Source organism: Bacillus cereus group sp. BfR-BA-01379 (genome assembly GCF_022663605.1).
GTDB lineage: Bacteria > Bacillota > Bacilli > Bacillales > Bacillaceae_G > Bacillus_A > Bacillus_A mobilis.
In genome coordinates this window covers 25,321-47,519 of record NZ_JAKUFT010000042.1, presented here as the reverse complement: position 1 = coordinate 47,519, position 22,199 = coordinate 25,321, and the positions used below count along the sequence as shown (strand labels likewise).

The following is a 22,199-nucleotide window of genomic DNA, read 5'->3' as shown; positions in this document are numbered from 1 at the left end:
AACGATGGATTTTACTTTGCAGTATGGACAAAATGAATAATGAATTTGAATGTATAAAAGTTTTTAAAATGGAATAAAAAGGGGCGGAGAAAATGGAAAAGAAAACGATGGGAATTCATCACATTACAGCAATCGTAGGACACCCACAAGAAAATGTAGATTTTTATGCTAGTGTGTTAGGTTTACGTTTAGTGAAACAAACAGTGAATTTTGATGATCCAGGCACGTACCATCTTTATTTTGGTAATGAAGGAGGGAAGCCCGGAACAATTATTACGTTTTTCCCATGGGCAGGTGCTCGTCAAGGAATTATTGGTGACGGTCAAGTAGGAATAACTTCTTATGTCGTACCAAAGGGCGCAATGGAGTTTTGGGAAAATAGATTAGAAAAATTCGATGTTTCGTATACAAAAATGACTCGATTTGGAGAACAGTATTTAGAATTTGATGATCCACATGGTTTGCATATAGAATTAGTTGAAAGAGAAGAAGGCGAATTAAATAATTGGAGTTTTGGAGAAGTTACACCAGAAGTAGCAATTAAAGGATTTGGTGGTGCTGTTCTTTTATCTGCACAACCTCAAAAAACTGCTGAATTGTTAGAGCATGTTATGGGTCTTGAGAAAATTGGAGAAGAAGGTGAATTTGTTCGATTCCGTTCTTCTGCTGATATTGGAAATATTATCGACTTGAGATTATCAACAATCGGTCGTGGTCAAATGGGTGTTGGTACAGTTCATCATATTGCTTGGAGAACGAGTGATGATGCTGATCAATTAGATTGGAAAGAGCGTGTGACTCGTTTTGGATATCACGTAACGCCTGTACAAGATCGAAATTATTTTAACGCAATTTATTTTAGAGAACACGGGGAAATCTTATTTGAAATTGCAACAGACCCTCCTGGTTTCGCTCATGACGAATCGTTAGAGACGATGGGTGAGGAATTAAAGTTACCGGAGCAATATGAAACACATAGAAAACAAATTGAACAAACACTTTTACCATTTGAAGTGAGAAATTTAGACGAAAAGTGATTGAAAGGGGAAAAAGATTATGATGAAACATGTTTTTCAAAAAGGAAAAGATACGTCAAAACCAGTGTTGTTATTACTTCATGGTACAGGTGGTAATGAATTAGATTTATTACCACTTGCAGAAATAGTTGATCCGGAAGCATCTGTATTAAGTGTTAGGGGAAATGTATTAGAAAATGGCATGCCACGTTTCTTCCGTAGATTGGCAGAAGGCATTTTTGATGAAGAAGATTTGATTTTCCGTACGAAGGAATTAAATGAGTTTTTAGATGAAGCTGCAAAAACATACGAATTTGATAGAAATAACATTGTAGCTATCGGTTATTCAAATGGAGCAAACATTGCTGCAAGCTTATTATTCCATTACGAAAATGCATTAAAAGGCGCTGTGCTCCATCACCCAATGGTGCCTAGAAGAGGAACACAATTACCTAATTTAGCAGGGAAATCCGTGTTTATTGCTGCTGGGACAAATGATCCGATTTGTTCATCAGCAGAGTCAGAGGAATTGAAGGTACTATTAGAAAATACAAGCGCTAATGTAACAATGCATTGGGAAAATAGAGGTCATCAATTAACGATGGGTGAAGTAGAAAAAGCGAAAGAATGGTATGGCAATACAATATTATAAAAACAAATAATAAAAGAAGCATCTGTTCATCATTAGCAGATGCTTCTTTTATATTCACGACTGAATTGCAAGATGAGATGAAGAAAGCGGTAATTGAATATCAACGATCGTACCTTTATTTAATTCGCTTGAAATGTGTAATTTACCATGATGTTCTTCAATTATTTTGTAACACATCATTAATCCTAGTCCTGTTCCTTTTTCTTTCAAACTATAAAATGGTTCGCCTAAACGAGAGATACGATCTTCTGGGATACCACAGCCTTCATCGATAATTCGTATTAAGATGAAGGTATCATCTAATGGTTTTGTTTGGATGAAAATATTTCCGCCATTTGGCATCGCTTCGATTGCATTTTTTAATATATTTATAAAAACTTGTTTTAATTGGTTACCATCACACTGAATATCATGTTTGTAATCAAAATGATCCATAATGATATGGACACTATGCATAATAGCAGTTGGTAAAATAAATGTAACTACTTCTTCAATTAAAGTTTGTATGTTACAAGTTTGGATAGATAATACTTGTGGTTTAGACATCGCCATAAATTGACTTGTAATAGATTCCATCTGTGAAATCTCACTTAACATAACATCGATATACCATTTCTGCTCCTCATTGATTTCAGGGAGTAGCAATGTTAGAAAACCTTTTAGAGAAGTGAGTGGATTTCGAATTTCATGGGCAATTCCAGCTGTCAGTTGTCCGACTACTGCGAGCTTTTCTGATTTTCGTAATAACTTTTCTGTTTCTTTAAGTTCGGTAACGTCTCTACCCATTACGATAAGACCTTTACGCGAGCCGTCAGGATGATAGAGAGGAACTTTCGATATACTTAAGATTAAGGCGGAATCATCTCTATGAATAATAAATTCCTCACCATGAAGAATTTGTCTTTGTTGCCACGCTAGTTCATCAACTTCTTCACAATGTAAAAAAGCTTCTCGGTACGCTTCATTATATTGAATGAGTTCACTATCTTTTTTCCCGTGGTAAGGTACATGGTGGAAATTGAAGCAAGAAAGTGCATAGTCATTTGCTTCAAGCCAGCGCCCTTCATGATCCTTAAATATAACAAACGCAGGCATGGAGTTCACTAATGTACGTAATCTCTTCTCGCTTTCTTTTAGCATGTTCTCAATTCTTTCTGATTTTTCAAGAGGCTTCATAATGGCATATACGCCAGTTAGACGATTTTGGACCAATATAGGAACTAGTTTAGTCACGACGTCTAATAAGAATCCATTTTTATGATAAATAGATAACATATACTCTTGTTGATTATCCGCTTTAGTATTCTTTATATTTTGTAATACCTGCTCAGAAATATGAGCTTCTAAAATAGAGGTAATATTTTTCTGTTCTAATTCTAAAGAAGTGTAACCTAATATTCTTTCGACAGAAGGGTTCGTATGTAGAATAACTCCCTCTAAGTTCAATGAAATAATACTATCAGGATTGTGCTCGAACAGAGATGCGTACATTTCTGCTGAAGAACGATCTTGTATATGGTTTCGCAAACGTCCAGAAATGTTCAGATGACGTTTTCTTTGAATTGATGAATATTTTTTACGACTCATAATAGTTCCTCCGTACAAATAGCATCTAAAAAGATTTGTCTATTCATAACTATAATATAGATGTAATGTGTATTTCTATAAAAAATGGAAGTTATATAATAAATTTTGTTTTCTTTATTTTGGAAAAGTGCGTATAGGGTGGTAATAAGGGGAGCTTATATTGTTTTATAAATCTTATGTAAGTTACAAAAGTATGGTTTCTTTATAACATTAGGATAGAAGAGGGGGAGAGAAAATGAAAAATTATATTCAAGGGATTGATCATGTGCAAGTAGCTGCGCCTGCAGGCTGTGAAGAAGAAGCACGAGAGTTTTATAGTAATAAAATTGGTATGGAGGAAATCCCAAAACCAGAGGAATTAAAGAAGCGTGGTGGGTGCTGGTTTAAGTGTGGAAATCAAGAGATTCATATCGGAGTTGAGCAAAACTTCAATCCAGCTAAAAAGGCGCATCCAGCTTTTTATGTTTTAAAAATAGATGAATTTAAAAAAGAGTTAATAAAGCAAGGTATTGAAGTAATAGATGATCATGCACGACCAGATGTAATTAGATTTTATGTGTCAGATCCGTTCGGAAATCGAATTGAATTTATGGAAAATAAAAACTAGGTGGAAATCCACCTAGTTTTTTAACCTTTTCTAAACAATCCTAATACTTCAACCGTTTCTGTAATGTTAACGAATGCATGAGGGTCAATTTCAGAAATTGTTAATTTCATACTTGCTAATTCTTCGCGAGAAACGACCGTCATAAGTACACGTTTTTTTTCGCTTGAATAAGCACCTTCGCCATCAAGCAATGTAATTCCACGTACAACAGTTGAAAGGAGTTGTTTTTTCATTTTTTCTGCTTCATTTGTTACAATCATAAGTGTAACCTTTCGATGTTTCGTATGAATAGCATCGATAACTTTACCAGTTACATAAATGGAAAGTAAGCTTGTAAGAGCAACATCCCAAGTGAAGAAGAACCCTGCAATGATTACAACGACTGCATTTAAAATAATAAGGAATCCGCCAAGTTTAATGTCTCGTTTGCGAGATAACAGCATACCGATAATATCAAATCCACCAGTTGATCCATTGCAGTTAAAAACAAGACCGATACCAGCTCCGGCAATGACACCACCAAAGATAGATGATAAAAGTGGATCTGTTGCTACGACTTTCACTGGAACATAGTATAATGCAACAGATAATACAATAACAGAGATAACAGTGTTAAAAATGACTTTTTTCCCAAGACCTATGTATCCTAAAATAAGGATAGGTAAGTTTAATACAAAGTTAATAATACCTGTGTTTACAGGCGTTACAATCCCTAAAATAATAGCAATTCCGCCAATTCCACTACTTAAAATTTTGTGGGGGATAAGGAAAAGATTAAAGGCAATCGCAATAATAATAGAACCAATAATAACACCAAGAAATCTGACCATCTCTTTCCCGTCCTTCACTAAAAAATTCATATTATTTCAAGATTATATATGATATTGAAAGTTTTGGGTAAAAACAGTTTATTTCGGAAAATTAGATTAATCAAAAGAATTTGAGTATTATATCATTTGAAAGGGGATACAGTTGTGAAGATAAAAACATATCAACAGAAAAGCCCGTTGAAGCAAGAATGTGAGGATTCTTATTTTTGTAATGAAGAAAATAAGGTTTATGGTGTATGTGATGGGGCAACACCACTCGTCCCGTTTCGAGATGAAAAGGGACATAATGGAGCATACATCGCTTCACACTTATTTGCAAGTTATTTTAATTCATTCCGCGAAAATCATAGTTTACAAGTTGCCATTGCAAAGGCAAATGAAGCATTGCAAAGCAAAATGTTAGAATATGAAGTAGACACGAGAAAGAAAGAGTATTTGTGGTGTACATGTATCGCGGCAGTCCAAATAGTTGGTGAGAAAATTGAATATGCGCAATTAGGGGACTGTATGATTGTTGCAATACTTCAAAATGGAACGATGCAAGTATTAACGAAAGACACGGTTGAAGGAATTAGTAAACGAGCAAAAAAGAAAAGAGAAGAAGATCGTAAAAAGGGACTATCTGTACCGGAAGAACATGTTTTTCAAGATGTGCGGGAACAGTTAAAATATAATCGTTATCTTGCAAATATGCAGGGTGGGTATTCCGTTGCAAATGGAATGAAAGAAGCGATACATTATTTACAGCATGGGGAATTATATATAGATGAAGTAAGTGGGATTTTTATTTGTTCAGACGGATTATTCCACCCAGATTGGCCACTGGAACAAACTGTTTCATATATAAGAAAGAATAGTATAAAGGAATATGTAGCAATTGTTGAAGAGCTAGAAGGGGAAAAGAGAATCCGACCAGATGATAAAACAATGATGATGATTGATTTGTAAGGGGGATGTTCAAATGGAAATTAAATGTGTTAATTTAACATTTCAAGATGAATTAGTTCCTTTAGAAAAAGTGAATAAACTGATTATCCACCATACATCCGAAGATGGATGGGATGTGTATAGAACACATGAATTTCATCAAAAAGTAAGAGGATGGAGCGGAATCGGTTATAACTATTTTATTGAAGAAAATGGTACTGTAGTTGAAGGACGAGGTTTACATATTGGAGCACATGCGAAAGATAATAATAGAGATACAATTGGAATATGCATGACGGGTAATTTTGATAAATATGATCCAACTACCGCACAAATGAATGCATTATATTCTTTATGTAAAGTGTTTATGAAGCAGTTTGCTATAAAGAAAGAAAATATACTCGGTCATAGGGAGCTAGAAGGCGTTACAAAAAGTTGTCCTGGAAAGCGTTTTTCTATGGTAGAGTTAAGAAACGTACTATCTTACATATAGAGGAGTAATAAATGATGATGAATATAAAAATACCAAATGATAAAAAAGAAGAGCTTGTAGCACAAATTCAGCAATTTTTCGTTGAAGAAGATTTAGATGAAATTGGACGTTTTCAAGCAGAACGATTAATAGAAGAAATGATAAAATTAGTAGGACCATTTGCATACAATCAAGCAATTGGAGATGCTAGAAAGCTTGTAACAGAGAAACTATCTAATATTGAAGAAGATTTGTATGTGTTAGAGAAGAGTGAAGGGAAGTAAATTTCCGCCAATTATAATATAAGTATTTGCCACGGCTTCTTTCCGATGTTTTATTTGGAAAGGGCCGTGAAATTATTTTTGATCATATAAAATAAACCTTTTCTTTTTTATCAAAAGGGACCCTAGAATTTAAAAAACGTTATTCTTTCTTAACAAGCTAGATGAGAAAGAATAACGTTTTTTTGATTGAGATTAAAAATATATTATCTTAATTTTATCTTTTTTTAATAATTTATTTATGGGCAATTTATAGTTGCTATTTATAATTCCTATATATAGCAGCTATGGATACTATAAAGAAGAAATTTGGGTGTGTAACACTTTGTATCCAATTAGCTGTAATCAAAATTTATAACATGAATTGATCACATAGAATTTTCTTTTGAAAGAAAAGTGGTGTAATTCTTTGTTAAATGAAGGAAGGGATTGGAAGCCATGAATAAAACAATTTTAAAAACATGTATCATATCAGCAGTTTTAGGTGGAAGTTTATTAAGTGAAACGATTGGAGAGGTGAAAGCGGAAGCAGTTACACCAAACACGAATCATACTGGTGTATTCAAAGATGTTCCAAAGGGGCACTGGGCATATGAGGCGATTCAGCAATTAACAGGTGAGAAAATCATTTTTGGATATGATGATGGAAGATTTGGTTTTGGAGATAACGTAACACGAGAACAAGTTGCAGCTTTAATGTATCGTTATTTTAATATGGAAGAAAACAAAAATTATCAAAACCCATACAGTGACGTAAGTGAAGATTCAACAAGCTATATAAAGGAAATTTTATCCTTAACAGAAATGGGTGTTTTTAAGGGGGATGAGCATGGAAACTTTAGACCGAAGGCATCCTTAACACGTGCAGAAATGGCGCAGGCTCTTACAAATGCTTTTCATTTAAAAGCAAAGAGTGAGCACACTTTTACTGACGTTTCAACGAACTCATGGGCAAGAAATGCAATTAGTGCTGTTCAAACAAATAATATTGCAAAAGGGATAGGAGGAGGGAAATTTGCTCCAAGTATGGATGTGACGCGTGAACAGTACGCACAATTTTTATATAATGCAATACAAGAAACGAAACAAACTGAACAAACGAAAGGGCAACTACTAGCTAATATACTTGGTGAAACAAATTGGCAAGGAACAAAAGTCTATGACAAAGATCATAATGATGTAACGAAAGAAAATCAAAATTTCATCGGGCTTGCAAAATATGATGCTAAAACTGCAAGATATGAATTCTTTACTGCAAAGACAGGAGAGAGTCGTAATGATAGCGGTACCTTTTTTATAACGAATGATGGAAAGAAAAGAGTGTTAATTTCTGAAACGCAAAATTATCAGGCAGTTGTTGAATTAATGCAATTAGATAAGGAGAAATTTACATATAAAAGAATGGGGAAAGATGCAAAAGGGAATGATGTAGAAGTGTTTGTTGAACATGTTCCTTACGATGGAAAAGAACTTTCTTTCACGCGACCTGATAAAACTTTAGAAAGCTCGACGGGGAAAATAGTTACAGACGTTGATGGAGATGAAATTTTATCTAGTACACTATGGAACGGAACGGTGGTATTAGACGAACAAGGTAATAACGTAACAAAATACAACTCAAACTTAATCAGTCTAGCAAAATACGATAAAAATACAAATAAATACGAGTTTTTCAATGTGAATACAGGAGACAGCCGTGGAGACTATGGTTTCTTTGATGTTGTACATGGTAATAAAATAAGGGCTCACGTTTCGTTAGGAAATAATAAATATGGTGCTGTCCTTGAACTTACAGAGTTAAATAAAGAGAAATTTACGTATACAAGACTAGGGAAAGATGCGAATGGAAAAGATATAAAAATCTTCGTTGAGCACGAACCGTATACAGGTGACCTAAAACCAAATTTCACAAAGTAAGATGTAAAATAGTTGTTTATAGACAAAAAGATGCCTTCAGGCATCTTTTTGTCATTTTAAAATAATTTTATGGGCAAATATAAAATACAAACTATAGTAACTTACTACTTGCACCATCATACATCTTCGTTCTTTTTTATTTATTCTCTTTATGCTCTTTATATTCATTAACTTTCTCTTTTACATTACCGACAGTATCTTTAGCAGTGCCTTTCACTTTATCCCATTTTCCTTCAGCTTGTAATTTTTTATTGTCGGTTACTTTCCCAACAACTTCTTTTACTTCGCCTTTTACTTTATCAATAGCACCTTCTACTTTTTCTTTTAAACCATGATCATGTTTAGTCATACATTTCTCCTCCTTGTAGTTTGATTAGAATTCACTTTTCATATTGCAAGTTGAATGATGTATCTAGTAATAGCGTAACAAATCTAGTTTGAATATTCAAATGATTAATAGGATAGAAAAGGAATTGTCATAGAATGTATAAGATTGTAATGAAAGGAGAAAGAATGTTAATTATATTTCTTTTGCAGTCCATATTGATTTTGTATAAGCAATTTTCATATGGGCACGTTCCATATTATTTTGACTGCCGCTACCGAACCTTGCTTGCCCAACTATTAAATTACAATTGGATTCAATAGCTGTTTCAACTCGTTTTTGAATTAATGCAGTATGACAGCCTTTACGTTGAAATTCTGGCAAAGTAGCAGATGCAGCTAATGAAGCAACACCGTTATTTATATAGAGAACTCCTATACTAGCAGCAGTGTTTTGAACTTCGGCTATGAAAAAATGCCAACCGGGTTTATTGTAGAGAATTTCGTTATTTTGACGGACGCCATCTTTTGTAAAAGATGGCATGTTAAATCCACGTACATATATGTCTGCAAAAATATGAAATTCATTTTCTTTCAGTTGGCGTACTGAAATGTTAGAAGGAAGCAAGGATGGATCTTCTCTCGGTATACTATATAAAGCGGTATGGAAGCTGGATTGGGAAAATCCTTTTTGAGATAAGTATTGAAATAATTCAGTTGTACCTTGAGCGGGTGTAATTTCAAAACGACAAGGGATTTGTAGCGATTGATAATAAGCGATGATTTCATCTATCTCATCTGTATTTGTAAATGTAATACCTTTTACGGTGTTAAAAGTCGGACCAGCAATTACTTTTGATGAAAAGGCAGTGGCGCTCCCGAATTTTTTCATTTGTATTTGCATTGGGTTTCCACTTGTTGCTTGTAGTAGCGCTAATCTAGAAGAAAGCATATGTATTTCTGCGTTTTCTATTTCTTGTGCTGTATTGAGCGTCATAATTGTACTCATAAAATTCCTCCGTTAATTAATATATTTCATAGTACATATACGATGTTTGTTCTGAGATTCCTGTTGAAATGTAAGAGAATAAGAGGTTTTTTGGAAGGGAAATGGAAGCGAACTGTCGAAGGGAGTGGAAACAGATTAAAGGTGGTGCTCTCATGAAACAGAAAGACGTGCAGACATGCTCTAATTGTGGTTCTCAAAACATAGGGGAAGGTGAGTTTGTCGGATATGCACAAATACGGAAAAAGGAGACGATGTTCACATCTTCACCAGTAGATGCTTATATTTGTACAGATTGCGGGAATATCCTTTTATTAAAAGTACGACATTATGAAAAGTTTAAGCAGAAGCCGTTATGATTATTGAAAAGTGTTTTTATTAAGGAAGTTAATAGGAGTAATATTTTACATATATATGAATATGCCTTATATAAAGAGATGACAACATATACTGTGTGGGATGCTTATGAATCGTTGCACAACATACAAAAATGTATAGAAGTAATTGTGAATTAATATGAGAAAGAAAATTAGCTCTTCTTGGAATATTTCATATCGAAAACTCCTTTAAATGAATAAGGGAGTTTTTATTTTTTTATAACAATAATTACCTTTAATTGTTATAATTGGTTATCGGGATAGGGTGTTTTTATTCACACCATAATCATAAAAGAAAACTAGCTAAATCGTATACAAAACCGCTATTTAACACAATCGCAACCGTAAGTTGACAAAGTGCAACCGCAGGAAGATAGAGATAAGGGTAATGTTTACATACAATTTAGGTAAGAAAACAAAGGGGGACACACATATGGGATTTGGTGAAAAGCTTTTTAAATTAAGAAAGGAAAAGGGCCTTTCTCAAGAAGCATTAGCTGAAAAATTAAACACAACAAGGCAAGCGGTTAGTAAATGGGAAAACGGTCAAGGTTTTCCTGAAACTGAAAAGTTAATAATGATTGGAAATGTATTTGAAGTATCACTCGACTATTTATTAAAAGAAACTGCTGAGCAAGGTAATGAAAATGTGGATGGCTATTATGTAAGTCAGGAAATGGCAGAAGGGTATATAGTGTACGGGCAAAAGATTTCAAAATATATAGCGTTAGGGTTTAGTTTGCTAATTTTATCTACAATACCGTATTTATTATTTAAAGAAAATGCAACAATGTCGACATTCCTTGTCATTATCATTGCTGTCCTTGGAATTGGAGCAATGATGGTACCTGCAACGATAGAAGAGAGTCGATACAATGTATTGAAAAAAGAAGAACTACTATTTGATCAAAACTTTCTAAAAGAATTGACAAACAGATATGCGAGTATTAAGAAGAGATATGCTGCAGTGATGATTGTTGGATTTTGTTTTATAGCTGCAGGCGCAATACCGTTTTTGTTTGAGGAAAAAAATATCACTTCAGGAGAATTAGTGCAGTATTATCCGTACTGTGTTGTACTTATTGCAATTGGAGTCTATCTTTTTGTTCGTGTTGTTGGAGTGTGGGAGATGTATCGAATTTTAGTAGAGAATAAAGAATATAGCAATCGTATTATTTTTAAACTAAAAAAGAAAGTGAGAGATAAAGTGGATAATTTTTAATAGGAGAAAATCTATTTTATTAAAAGTTAAGATGGGAGTGAAATGATGTCAAACATTCTAGAAATTAAAAATTTAAGTAAATCATTTGGAAGCAAAGTTGTTTTAAAAGATGTTACATTCAATGTGCCATCAGGGGCAATTGTTGGATTCATTGGTGACAATGGGGCAGGTAAATCAACAACATTTAAAACAGTACTAGAATTAATTTCTAAAGATAGCGGTACAGTAAAAATATTTGGTGAAGAAAATATAAATAAAGATGCCAAGAATAAGGGGAAGATTGGAGTCGTATTTGATGCTATGAATCTCCCAGCTCATCTTACAATAAAACAACTAAATAAGGTTTTTGAAAACATGTTTGAATCTTGGGATAGAGAAAATTTTTACCGATTAGTTCATTCTTTCTCTTTACCTACTAATGAAAAAGTAGGTAGGTTTTCCCGTGGAATGTCGATGAAACTATCTATAGCTGTTGCATTGTCGCATAATGCCAAATTATTAATTCTAGATGAAGCGACGGGAGGTCTTGATCCTTCATCTAGGGAGGAGGTATTAGAGGAATTAAAAAGTTTTGTGAATACAAGTAATGGTGGTATATTACTTTCTTCACATATTATGAGTGATGTAGAAAAAATAGCTAGTCACCTTATCGTAATAAAAGATGGAGAAATTTTATTGAATGAAGAAAAGGATAAGGTTTTGGACAATTATGCCATTGTAGATGTTGATGAGGAACAACTAACTTTAATCAACAAAGATATAGTTGTGGTGAAAAGGAATAATGGTTCTTATTTCAATGTACTTGTATCAGATGTGCATAAATTACCAAGTGGGATTGCTCATAGAACCATTTCGATAGAAGAAATAAGTGTTTTATTGACGAGGAGTGAAAAATAAATGAAAGGTTTATTATTGACAAACTATTATCTAGTGTATCGAACTTTCTTTATGTTTATGGGAATAGCGATATTGGGAGCGGGATTTGTTTTTTATTTTGGTAATGCTTCAATGTACCGTTTAATCGCTACGTTCATTATCTTATTTGCTGCGATTCCTGCACTTGAAGTTATTAAATATGAGAGTAAGTCAGGGTATGAAAAATATGTACTTACTTTACCGGTTACTAGAAATAATATTGTACAAAGTCACTATCTTTTCTATTTTTTAGTTGTAATTATTGGTACTTTACTATCGTACGGCATATTTTATGTACATGGTTTAGTTTCAGATACACCAATTGATGATGGTATATTTAAGAGTGTTTCTTTAGGGACGTTCATCATTCTTAATGCCGGAGCAATAGCTTATCCGCTTCTCTATGTTTTTGGAGCAGAAAAATCTGATGCTATTACAATTGGAGGTGCATGTGGGGGACTTGTTACTTATTTTGGATTACAAAGTGTAATTGGATATCTAATAGAACAATTTCCAATATCAAATTTAAATTCATCTGTATACGTTTCAATTCTATATACGATATTTGGCGTTATCATATATATCTTTTCTTATTTCATTTCGGTATTTATATATCGTAAGAAGGAAGTTTAGTATATTTTCTCATAGTATTTTCTGAATTATTTCCAAAGAAATAATTCAGAAAATACAGAAAAATGTCGTAATCATTTGTGGAAGTCTGTTATAATAAATGAAAAATGAAAACGCTTTAAAGGGGGATATAACCAATATGATGATGAATGTACCGCTAACAATTAGTTCCATGATGGAAAGAGCAGAAAAACTGTTTTCAAAGAAAGAAATTGTTTCACGGACACATGATACAGTTACGACGTTAACGTATAAGCTGTTAGGTGAAAGGACGAGAAGGCTTTCCAGTTCGTTAAAAAAATTAGGAATTAAAGAAGGCGAGCGTATAGGAACGTTAGCGTGGAATCATCATCGACATGTGGAAGCGTATTTTGCTATTCCTGGTATTGCTTCCGTTTTACACACAATTAATATTCGTTTATCTCCTCAACATATTTCATACATTATTCAGCACGCAGAAGATCGAATTCTACTTATTGATGAAGATCTCGTACCACTCGTTGAAAAAATTCAATCTGAATTATCAACTGTACAAGCCTATATTATTATGACTGATAAAGATGAACTCCCAGACACTACACTGGAGCCTGTATATCATTATGAAAAGCTATTAGAAGAAGGCGATCCAACTTTCCAATTTGTTAAAGATATTGATGAAAATACACCTGCTGGTATGTGTTATACGTCAGCGACTACAGGAAACCCAAAAGGTGTTGTATATACGCATCGTAGTACTGTTTTGCATTGTATGGCACTCGGTTTAGCGGATACAGCTGCTTTATCAGAAAGTGATACGGCAATGGCGATTGTACCGATGTTCCATGTGAACGCTTGGGGGCTTCCTTTCGCTGCTACTTGGTTTGGAACAAAGCAAGTTCTTCCAGGACCGATGTTTACGCCAAAAATTTTATTAGAAATGATTCAATCAGAAAAAGTGACGTTAGCGGCCGGTGTACCGACAATTTGGCTCGGTGTATTACAAGAGTTAGAAAATAATAGTTACGATTTATCTAGTATGACGAGAATACTATGCGGTGGTGCAGCTGCACCGAAGAGTGTTATTAAAGCATTTGAACAGAAACACAATGTTCCGTTCATCCATGCATATGGTATGACTGAAACAAGCCCACTCGTAACACTTGCACGTTTAAAAAGTTATGAAACAGAATTATCGTATGAAGAGCAATTAGAAATTCGATCAAAACAAGGGTATCTTGTTCCTGGTGTAGAGATGAAAGTAGTCGGTACAAATGGTGAAGTGAAGTGGGATGGTACGGAGATGGGAGAACTATGTTTACGAGCACCATGGATCGCTGAAAGCTATTATAACGATGATCGTACTGTCGAAGGTTTTCGTGATGGTTGGTTATATACAGGAGATGTCGTTACGGTTGATGAGGAAGGCTGCGTGAAAATCGTTGACCGTACGAAAGATGTTATTAAAAGTGGGGGTGAGTGGATTTCTTCAGTTGACCTTGAAAATGCATTAATGGCACATGATGCTATATTTGAAGCAGCTGTCGTTGCCGTTCCTCATCCGCAGTGGCAAGAGCGACCAATTGCCTGCGTCGTTCAAAAGAAAAATAGTACAGTAACAAAAGAAGAAATATATGAGTTTTTAAAACCACAGTTTGCGAAGTGGTGGTTACCAGACGATATTGTATTTATGGAAGAAATACCGAAAACATCTGTTGGGAAGTTTTTAAAACAGGCGCTTCGGAAAGAACTTGAGCATTTGCATAAAGAGAAATAATTGAAAAAATATTTGTAAACCTATATTTAAAATAAGTTGACAAAGACTAAATAGAAAGATAATATAACTCCTATAATATGTTATCTAAAAATCATTTTAAGTTTACAAATAGGAGAAGCAAATATGAATACAAAAAACTTAGTTTTCGTCGCTTTATTTAGTTCTATTATGGGAGTGTTAGGGTTAATACCTCCAATTGCTCTTGCTATTACACCAGTTCCGATTACATTACAATCACTCGGTGTTATGCTTGCTGGTGGATTGTTAGGATCACGTCTTGGTGCGTTAAGTCAACTTATTTTCTTACTTATAGTTGGAGTTGGAGCACCATTACTTGCTGGTGGACGCGGTGGTCCAGGCGTATTTGTTGGGCCAAGTGCAGGATATTTACTCGGTTATATCGTTGGAGCGTTTGTCATTGGTTATTTAATTGAGCGTTTACGTGAAGTTTCTATAATAAAGGTATTATGTATTAATATAATTGGTGGTATTTTCGTAGTTTATGTATTTGGTATTATTGTACAAGCTTTCTTTATGGATGTTTCTATATGGCAGACGATGAAAGTAAGTGCCGTATTTTTACCAGGTGATTGCATAAAAGCGATTATAGCAGCGATTCTTGTAACGAAATTACATCGTTCATTGAAACATATTATTACGCCTGCTCTAAAGAGTGGGAAATATACAAATGTAGGATAAGAAAGAGAAGAAACACGTTCATTGCGTGTTTCTTTTTATTATTTTGTAGAGAAAGGACAACTTATATGGGAATTACAAAAGAATATAAAAAACATCTCTCTATACAATCAAATAAAATAGCGATAAAGGAAAATGATCGAATTTTAACATATAAAGAATGGTTTGAGTCAGTGTGTAAAGTAGCAAACTGGTTGAATGAAAAAGAATCGAAGAATAAAACGATAGCAATTGTATTAGAGAATAGTATAGAATTTTTACAACTATTTGCTGGTGCTGCTATGGCCGGATGGGCTTGTGTGCCATTAGATATAAAGTGGAAACAGGATGAGCTCAAAGAAAGAATTGCAATCAGTAATCCGGATATGATTGTGACAGAGCGATATAAGGTAAATGATTTACCGGATGAAGAAAGAGTAATAGAAATTGATGAGTGGAAAAGTAGGATAGAGAACTACCTGCCTACATATTATCCTATAGAAAATGTGCAACATGCTCCGTTCTATATGGGGTTTACATCAGGATCAACTGGAAAAGCAAAAGCATTTTTACGTGCACAACAATCGTGGGTTCATAGCTTTGATTGCAATATAAAGGACTTTCATATGAAAAAAGAAGATTCTATTTTAATAGCTGGGACGCTCGTTCATTCTCTTTTCTTATATGGCGCAATAAGTGCATTATATGTAGGGCAAACGGTGCACGTTATGAGAAAGTTTATTCCAGATCAAGTGTTGGATAAGTTAGAAACGGAACATATCTCGGTCATGTATACAGTTCCGACAATGCTAGAATCTTTATATAAAGAAAATAGAGTAATAGCAAATGAAATGAAAATTATTTCGTCAGGAGCGAAATGGGAAGCTGAAGCGAAAGAAAAAATAAAGAATATATTTCCTTATGCACGAAAATATGAATTTTACGGTGCATCGGAACTAAGTTTTGTAACAGCACTTGTTGATGAGGAGAGTGATAGAAGGCCAAATTCAGTAGGGAAACCTTGTCACAATGTGCAAGTTCGAATATGTAATAAAGCAGGAGAAGAAGTACAGAAAGGCGAGATTGGAACTGTTTATGTGAATAGTGATCAGTTTTTTATGGGATACATATTGGATCAGGTTTTAGTTCCAGAGTTGACTGAAGATGGCTGGATGACAGTACGAGATGTAGGTTATGAAGATGAAGAAGGCTTTATTTATATTGTCGGTAGAGAGAAGAATATGATTTTATTTGGAGGAATTAATATTTTTCCAGAAGAAATAGAAAGTGTATTACATGAACACCCAGCTGTTGATGAAATAGTTGTAATTGGTGTGAAAGATAGTTACTGGGGTGAAAAACCTGTCGCCATCGTAAAAGGAAGTGCTACGAGGCAACAATTAAAAAGTTTTTGCTTACAACGATTATCCTCTTTTAAAATACCGAAAGAATGGCATTTTGTAGATGAACTACCGTATACAAATAGCGGGAAAATCGCTCGTATTGCAGCAAAAAATATGATTGAAAACCGGGAGAAGATATATGAATAGAGCGGTTATTGTAGAAGCAAAAAGGACACCTATTGGTAAGAAGAATGGGATGTTGAAAGATTATGAAGTTCAGCAATTAGTAACGCCGCTTCTTACATTTTTAAGTAAAGGAATTGAGAGAGAAATAGACGATGTCATATTAGGGAATATTGTGGGGCTGGGAGGGAATGTTGCAAGATTATCTGCTTTAGCGGCAGGACTTGGCTATCATATTCCTGGTGTAACGATTGATCGGCAATGTGGTGCGGGTTTGGAAGCGATTCGCACCGCATGTCATTTCATTCAAGGCGGGGCAGGTAATTGTTATATTGCAGGGGGAGTAGAGAGTACAAGTACATCACCTTTTCAAAATAGAGCGCGATTTTCACCGGCAACAATTGGCGATCCTGATATGGGAATAGCGGCTGAATATGTTGCAGAGCGTTATAATATAACGCGAGAAATGCAAGACGAATACGCTTGTCTTAGTTATAAACGGACACTGCAAGCATTAGAAAATGGATATTTACAAGATGAAATACTTTCTTTTAATGGATCTTTTGACGAAGCTATAAAACGAGAAATGAAGTATGAAAGAATGATTAAAAGAACTAAGCCCGCATTTTTACAAAATGGTACAGTAACGGCAGGTAATTCGTGCGGTGTAAATGATGGAGCATGTGCCGTTCTTGTAATGGAAGAGGGGCAAGCCCGAAAATTAGGATACAAGCCTGTACTTCGTTTCGTTCGTAGTGCTGTAGTTGGAGTGGATCCAAATCTTCCGGGGACTGGTCCGATATTTGCGGTGAACAAATTATTAAACGAAATGAATATGAAAGTAGAGGACATCGATTATTTTGAAATAAATGAAGCATTCGCTTCAAAAGTTGTTGCTTGTGCAAAGGAGTTACAAATTCCATATGAAAAATTGAATGTCAATGGTGGAGCAATTGCGCTCGGTCATCCGTATGGTGCATCTGGTGCTATGCTTGTAACACGTTTGTTTTATCAAGCGCAAAGAGAGTATATGAAATATGGAATTGCGACGTTAGGAATTGGTGGTGGAATAGGGTTAGCGCTATTATTTGAAAAAGTAGAAGACTAGAAAAGAACTAGTTTTCTACTTTTTGAGGAACATAAGCATTGCTACCAGGTTTTGCTTTTATTTCATTCCAAGCGGCGATAGCATCAGCTTTTGATTTTCCTTTGTTATTTGGATCTTCGAAAAAGTCGCGAGTGAAACGATTGTATTCAAACTGCGCGCTGATAGTTGTTTTATAAGTAGGATCTTTTTTTCGTTCGTTTTCTTCATACCAAAACGTTATCGCGTCCTCATATGTTTTTCCAACATTCTCTTTAAAAAACTTTTGAAGAGCTACTGTAAAGCGGAAGTTTGCTCCAATTTTGTCTTTGAAAAAAGCACGAACATCTTCGCTACAGCGGTGATTTTTAGTAATAATTGTTTGAAGGGAAAGGTCCTTATAAGAGAGGGAAGCTTTACTCACTTTTTGATCAGAGCTGTTTTTTAATATTTTACCAGTATGTAAATAATGTGAGATACGCTCTGTTATTTCAATCTTAGAGCCACTAGCCGGCAAACCATGTTCACGACAAAATGTTTGCAGTTCTGCTTTTAACCAATAATAGTTTTGGAAATCTTCAAGTGATATAGATTTTGTTAAAGTTGGACGCATGAATGTAACAACTTCTTTCTTCCATAATTTTCTTTAATTATAAAACATACGTTCTTTTTGTGGAAGGATTAATTTGTAAATATAACAGGAAGAGGAGATTACATATGGAAAATGTAATGCAAGTTCGTGTTACGGGAATTTTAATTGAAGATGAAAAAGTATTGCTAGTAAAGCAAAAAGTTGCTAATCGCGATTGGTCTTTACCTGGGTGAAGGATAGCTATTAGCTATCCTTCACAAAAATATTTCACACTGCTGACTGTAAAGAAGAAACAAGTTGATTTAAAAATTCGTCCCCGGTCATAACCGCTTTTCCACCGCCGCGCGCACTCTTTTTATTTCCGCCACCTTTTCCTTCAATAGCAGGAAGAGCGTCTTTTAAAAGTGAGTTCATATCAAGTGTGACTGTCTTTCCGCAAGCAAGAATACATTGTAATTTGTCCTCATTTTCAATAACAAAATATGTAATGGCATGTTCTTGTTGTTCTGTAATAATAGCGGAAAGTTTTGCGATTTCTTGCATAGAACGATTTGTAAACACTTTAGAAATAAGTATGCCAGCATGTATTTCTGAAGGCTGTTGCAGTAGTTCGTTTGCTTCTGTATATAATAATTTTTCATTCATTGTTTGTATTGTTTTTTCGTTTTCTTTTTGAGAAGTGAGAAGTTGTGCTACTTTTGCTGGAATATCATTTTCGCTACTGTTTAATTGTTTAGAAACATCTTTTATAATTTGTTGCTGTTGCCCCATTAATTTATGTGTGCGCCAGCCAGCGATAAACGTTAATCGTATGCCACCTTTATTACGCTCCCATCCTAATACTTGAATAGGACCTACTTCACCTGTATATTTTGGATGCGTTCCGCCACAGCCGTTGTAGTCGAAGTTTTCAATTATAACAACACGTATATTTTCTGTTAAAGTCGGTTCTTTACGAAGGGGCAATGTTTTCGCTTCTTCTAAGTTCATCCACTGGATACGGATTGGATGGTTTTCAAAAACAATTTTGTTTGCAATTTGTACTGCTTTTTCAACTGTTTCTGCATGCAGATTGTCTGTTTCTAAATCAATTGTTACCGTTTCTTTTCCAAGATGGAATCCAATCGTAGGTATGTTAAAATGGTCCCAAAAAGCAGCAGATAAAATGTGCTGAGCTGCATGTTGCTGCATATGATCAAAACGGCGCTCCCAATTGATTTTACCTTTAACTTCTTCTGTATGTAATTGTTCTGTAATAAAGTGGCGGATTTCTTCATCGACTTCTTCAACATCGATTACTGCAATGCCATTTAAAGTTCCAGTATCATGGGGCTGCCCGCCACCTGTTGGATAAAATGCTGTTTCGTTTAAAACAACGTATAAGTTACCGTCTTTATCATAATCTTGCTTTATAATTTTAGTAGTAAAGTCTTTCTTATAAGCATCAGTGTAATATAATTTTTGCTTCAATTTTCTTTCCCCTTTCGTGTTCAATAGTTTCATTGTAAAGCAATTGAAATTAGTTTCCTAATATTTCAGAAGAAAGAAACCATTTTTAGAATTTTCTTGCTATAATAAGAAAAAGAAAATGCGGGGGTGGAATGAATATGTTATATGAGAACGGTGTAGATAAACTACTTAGTTTAAGTAAAAATATTTCTGAATTGTATCGAGAATTAAATGAAATGACCCGGATTTTAACGGACTGTAATCGAGAAAGTGTGAAGTTCGATCGGTTATATGTAAAAGAGGTACTGTGGAAGAAAGAAGATGTACTAGAGAAATATGACGAGCTGCTTGTGCAACTTTGTATAAATGAATGTTTTGATCTGAAAAGTGTCATTACGGGGGAATATAAGTATACATATGAAGAAGTAGAAAATATCGTTTTACAATTTAATGAGAAATATAATGTCGCAATTTTAATTAAAGATGTTTGTAAAGAATTACAGTTTACATATGGCATAGATATGGATATAACGAGAACAACTCGAGTATCAACAGCTCAAGTATAAAAAGGGAAAAGAAAGCAGAACCTTTGCTTTCTTTTTTTATGTAAGAACAGGGAGAGTAGGTTTTTAAGATGAAGGGGAAGTTGCAAAATATTCATCCGTTAGGAATGACAATTATAATAGGGACCTTATTTGCGAGGTTTGCCACGTCAATGAGTATTCCTTTTTTAGCAATTTATTTAACGACTGTGAAAGGCGTATCAGCTGGAATGACGGGTGCTATTATCGGAATGAGTGCACTTGTTGGAGTATTTGCGAGTTTTATCGGAGGGAATTTATCGGATCGGTTCGGCCGAAATATGATTATAATATGGTCCATGATCGTTTGGGTGTTTGTATTCATAGGTTTTTCACTTGCAGATCATGTGTTAAGTTTCTTTTTATTAAATGCTTTGAATGGATTATGTAGGTCCTTTTTTGAACCGACGTCAAGAGCATTATTATCAGATTTAACGAAACCAGAGTATCGTTTACTCGTATATAATTTGCGTTACGGTGCAATCAATGTTGGAGTAGCAATTGGCCCACTTGTCGGATTACAAATTGGAAGCGCAAAATCAACAATTCCGTTTTTAGTAGCAGCTGGAGTATACATTCTATATACAGTTATATTAGCGTTCCAATTTAAGAAGTATCCAATTGAAAAAAAGAAAGTAAATACAGAAAAACCTGTCACAATGTTAAATGCAATTCGCATTTTGCGAAAGGATGTCGTCTTTTTAGTTGCATTAGTTGGTATTATTTTGAGTAATTGTGGCTTTTCTCACTTAACGACAACAGTATCTCAATATTTTGCAAATGCACATATATTTCAGGATGGAGTGAAATTATTTTCATATATGTTAGCTTTAAATGCGATTGTTGTAGTCGTAATTCAATACCCTGTTATTCAAATGTGTAAAAAGTATACACCGTTAGTATCCATTATGGTTGGAACTTTATTTGTGAGCGGGGGACTGTTTGGGTTTGGAATAGTAGAATCTATGCTAGGTGCTGCCATTTGTACAATTATTTTTACAATTGGAGAAGTTCTCATGTTTTCAATGACGGATGTCTTTATAGATGGTATAGCTGTTTCGCATTTAAAAGGAACGTATTTTGGAGCAATGGGGTTTTCAGGAATTGGAGCAGTAATTGGTCCATGGCTTGGGGGCGTACTTCTCGATTACTACGGTTATCAAAATGGATTTATTGTCTTTTCAGCGCTAGCTATATTTTCAACTGTAGCATTTCCTGTACTTTTAGTTACAAAAGGTTTATTGAAAAAAAGAGATGATAGAAATTGTAATTTAGAATTACATGCGAAATGAAATAAGCCCCAGCAGACGACTGGGGCTTATTTTTGTATTCATCCCGCTATTTGCGGGCAGTAAAACTCTCATTAATTAAAGTTTCACTTTATTTTAATTCTCAATTTGAAAAAGAACTTTTTTTTCATGTTTATTAGCAACTTCATTTTTCGAAATATGAATGGCTAAATATCCATTCTCTAAGCAGGCTAGCATCTTCTTATAAATAATAGTAGCGGGTAAAGGAATGATTCGCTGCAAAGAACTATTATTATGAAGTATGCAAATATTTAGGCCTGTCTCCATCTTTTGAATAACTACATTTTGTTCGGATACATTTGGTACATCTGTTTCCAAAATGTACTCTTGTTCAGTTTCACAAAGGTCAATATGAATTTGATTTGGGAAACTAAAGTTACTACAAGAATCAGAGCAAAATTGATCCATCCACTCTTCGAAACCATCAACATGAAAAAGACAATCCTTCTTTTTCTTGCCCATGTAA

24 protein-coding genes and 2 pseudogenes are annotated in these 22,199 nt (G+C 34.4%); 19 read left to right on the top strand and 7 right to left on the bottom strand.

The window, feature by feature from the left end; translation table 11 throughout:
* The first annotated feature begins 92 nt into the window (after positions 1 to 92).
* Positions 93 to 1,037, top strand: a complete 945-nt coding sequence (locus tag MR113_RS16750; RefSeq protein ID WP_242255641.1) for a ring-cleaving dioxygenase — start codon at positions 93 to 95, stop codon at positions 1,035 to 1,037.
* 19 nt (positions 1,038 to 1,056) lie between these two features.
* Positions 1,057 to 1,668, top strand: a complete 612-nt coding sequence (locus tag MR113_RS16745) for an alpha/beta hydrolase (protein ID WP_242255639.1) — start codon at positions 1,057 to 1,059, stop codon at positions 1,666 to 1,668.
* Between the two features lie 54 nt (positions 1,669 to 1,722).
* Here MR113_RS16745 and MR113_RS16740 read toward each other — a convergent pair whose 3' ends face one another.
* A complete protein-coding gene (locus tag MR113_RS16740) occupies positions 1,723 to 3,255 on the bottom strand; it encodes a BA3702 family sensor histidine kinase (protein ID WP_242255637.1) in 1,533 nt (510 codons plus the stop codon).
* 235 nt (positions 3,256 to 3,490) lie between these two features.
* Here MR113_RS16740 and MR113_RS16735 point away from each other — a divergent pair, with 235 nt between their 5' ends.
* On the top strand, positions 3,491 to 3,862 hold the full coding sequence (locus tag MR113_RS16735) for a VOC family protein (RefSeq protein ID WP_242255635.1): 372 nt from the start codon (positions 3,491 to 3,493) through the stop codon (positions 3,860 to 3,862).
* A 20-nt stretch (positions 3,863 to 3,882) separates the two neighbouring features.
* Here the strand turns inward: MR113_RS16735 and MR113_RS16730 are convergent, their stop codons facing one another.
* Complete coding sequence (locus MR113_RS16730) at positions 3,883 to 4,692, bottom strand: YitT family protein (RefSeq protein ID WP_000251342.1); 810 nt, start codon at positions 4,690 to 4,692, stop codon at positions 3,883 to 3,885.
* Between the two features lie 126 nt (positions 4,693 to 4,818).
* On the opposite strand from MR113_RS16730, the gene MR113_RS16725 reads away from it, so the two are divergent.
* From MR113_RS16725 to MR113_RS16710, 4 genes are all read left to right on the top strand, one after another.
* Positions 4,819 to 5,640: a protein phosphatase 2C domain-containing protein gene (locus MR113_RS16725; protein ID WP_242255633.1), complete on the top strand. Its 822-nt coding sequence runs from the start codon at positions 4,819 to 4,821 to the stop codon at positions 5,638 to 5,640.
* A 13-nt stretch (positions 5,641 to 5,653) separates the two neighbouring features.
* Entirely contained in the window at positions 5,654 to 6,112 is a 459-nt protein-coding gene (locus MR113_RS16720; RefSeq protein WP_242255628.1) for a peptidoglycan recognition protein family protein, read from the top strand.
* 11 nt (positions 6,113 to 6,123) lie between these two features.
* Complete coding sequence (locus tag MR113_RS16715; protein WP_001983516.1) at positions 6,124 to 6,375, top strand: DUF2164 domain-containing protein; 252 nt, start codon at positions 6,124 to 6,126, stop codon at positions 6,373 to 6,375.
* A 435-nt stretch (positions 6,376 to 6,810) separates the two neighbouring features.
* Complete coding sequence (locus MR113_RS16710) at positions 6,811 to 8,289, top strand: DUF4822 domain-containing protein (RefSeq protein ID WP_242255624.1); 1,479 nt, start codon at positions 6,811 to 6,813, stop codon at positions 8,287 to 8,289.
* Between the two features lie 136 nt (positions 8,290 to 8,425).
* Here MR113_RS16710 and MR113_RS16705 read toward each other — a convergent pair whose 3' ends face one another.
* Entirely contained in the window at positions 8,426 to 8,638 is a 213-nt protein-coding gene (locus MR113_RS16705) for a CsbD family protein (RefSeq protein ID WP_098313967.1), read from the bottom strand.
* 171 nt (positions 8,639 to 8,809) lie between these two features.
* Entirely contained in the window at positions 8,810 to 9,622 is an 813-nt protein-coding gene (locus MR113_RS16700; protein ID WP_242255622.1) for a GNAT family N-acetyltransferase, read from the bottom strand.
* A 152-nt stretch (positions 9,623 to 9,774) separates the two neighbouring features.
* On the opposite strand from MR113_RS16700, the gene MR113_RS16695 reads away from it, so the two are divergent.
* The 9 genes and pseudogenes from MR113_RS16695 (at position 9,775) to MR113_RS16660 (ending at position 17,825) form a co-directional block, all read left to right on the top strand.
* Positions 9,775 to 9,978 carry a hypothetical protein gene (locus MR113_RS16695; RefSeq protein WP_000810209.1) on the top strand — a complete coding sequence of 68 codons (204 nt, stop codon included), beginning with the start codon at positions 9,775 to 9,777 and terminating at the stop codon, positions 9,976 to 9,978.
* 3 nt (positions 9,979 to 9,981) lie between these two features.
* Positions 9,982 to 10,131 (top strand): annotated as a pseudogene (locus MR113_RS28495) (GNAT family N-acetyltransferase); the annotation flags it as partial.
* Positions 10,132 to 10,429: 298 nt separating this feature from the next.
* On the top strand, positions 10,430 to 11,218 hold the full coding sequence (locus MR113_RS16690) for a helix-turn-helix domain-containing protein (protein WP_097819606.1): 789 nt from the start codon (positions 10,430 to 10,432) through the stop codon (positions 11,216 to 11,218).
* Between the two features lie 45 nt (positions 11,219 to 11,263).
* Positions 11,264 to 12,115 (top strand): ABC transporter ATP-binding protein, encoded by an 852-nt coding sequence (locus tag MR113_RS16685; protein ID WP_097819605.1) that lies wholly within the window; start codon positions 11,264 to 11,266, stop codon positions 12,113 to 12,115.
* A complete protein-coding gene (locus MR113_RS16680; RefSeq protein WP_242255620.1) occupies positions 12,116 to 12,766 on the top strand; it encodes an ABC-2 transporter permease in 651 nt (216 codons plus the stop codon).
* Positions 12,767 to 12,902: 136 nt separating this feature from the next.
* Entirely contained in the window at positions 12,903 to 14,516 is a 1,614-nt protein-coding gene (locus MR113_RS16675; protein ID WP_242255618.1) for a long-chain fatty acid--CoA ligase, read from the top strand.
* 123 nt (positions 14,517 to 14,639) lie between these two features.
* A complete protein-coding gene (locus MR113_RS16670; protein WP_242255616.1) occupies positions 14,640 to 15,215 on the top strand; it encodes a biotin transporter BioY in 576 nt (191 codons plus the stop codon).
* 65 nt (positions 15,216 to 15,280) lie between these two features.
* On the top strand, positions 15,281 to 16,741 hold the full coding sequence (locus MR113_RS16665; protein WP_242255615.1) for an acyl-CoA synthetase: 1,461 nt from the start codon (positions 15,281 to 15,283) through the stop codon (positions 16,739 to 16,741).
* On the top strand, positions 16,734 to 17,825 hold the full coding sequence (locus MR113_RS16660; protein ID WP_242255614.1) for an acetyl-CoA C-acyltransferase: 1,092 nt from the start codon (positions 16,734 to 16,736) through the stop codon (positions 17,823 to 17,825). The genes MR113_RS16665 and MR113_RS16660 overlap by 8 nt, the downstream gene beginning before the upstream one ends.
* Before the next feature lie 7 nt (positions 17,826 to 17,832).
* Here MR113_RS16660 and MR113_RS16655 read toward each other — a convergent pair whose 3' ends face one another.
* The gene (locus tag MR113_RS16655; protein WP_242255613.1) at positions 17,833 to 18,414 is read right to left on the bottom strand and encodes a DUF6434 domain-containing protein; all 582 of its coding nucleotides are present in this window, start codon (positions 18,412 to 18,414) and stop codon (positions 17,833 to 17,835) included.
* 104 nt (positions 18,415 to 18,518) lie between these two features.
* Here MR113_RS16655 and MR113_RS16650 point away from each other — a divergent pair.
* A pseudogene (locus tag MR113_RS16650) lies at positions 18,519 to 18,623 on the top strand (NUDIX hydrolase); the annotation flags it as partial.
* A gap of 37 nt (positions 18,624 to 18,660) precedes the next feature.
* Here the strand turns inward: MR113_RS16650 and MR113_RS16645 are convergent.
* A complete protein-coding gene (locus MR113_RS16645; RefSeq protein ID WP_242255612.1) occupies positions 18,661 to 19,863 on the bottom strand; it encodes an alanyl-tRNA editing protein in 1,203 nt (400 codons plus the stop codon).
* Positions 19,864 to 20,000: 137 nt separating this feature from the next.
* Here MR113_RS16645 and MR113_RS16640 point away from each other — a divergent pair, with 137 nt between their 5' ends.
* Positions 20,001 to 20,408 (top strand): hypothetical protein, encoded by a 408-nt coding sequence (locus MR113_RS16640; protein ID WP_242255611.1) that lies wholly within the window; start codon positions 20,001 to 20,003, stop codon positions 20,406 to 20,408.
* Between the two features lie 68 nt (positions 20,409 to 20,476).
* Entirely contained in the window at positions 20,477 to 21,715 is a 1,239-nt protein-coding gene (locus tag MR113_RS16635; protein ID WP_242255610.1) for an MDR family MFS transporter, read from the top strand.
* Positions 21,716 to 21,808: 93 nt separating this feature from the next.
* Here the strand turns inward: MR113_RS16635 and MR113_RS16630 are convergent, their stop codons facing one another.
* Entirely contained in the window at positions 21,809 to 22,195 is a 387-nt protein-coding gene (locus MR113_RS16630; RefSeq protein WP_242255609.1) for an Hsp20/alpha crystallin family protein, read from the bottom strand.
* Between the last annotated feature and the right edge of the window lie 4 nt (positions 22,196 to 22,199).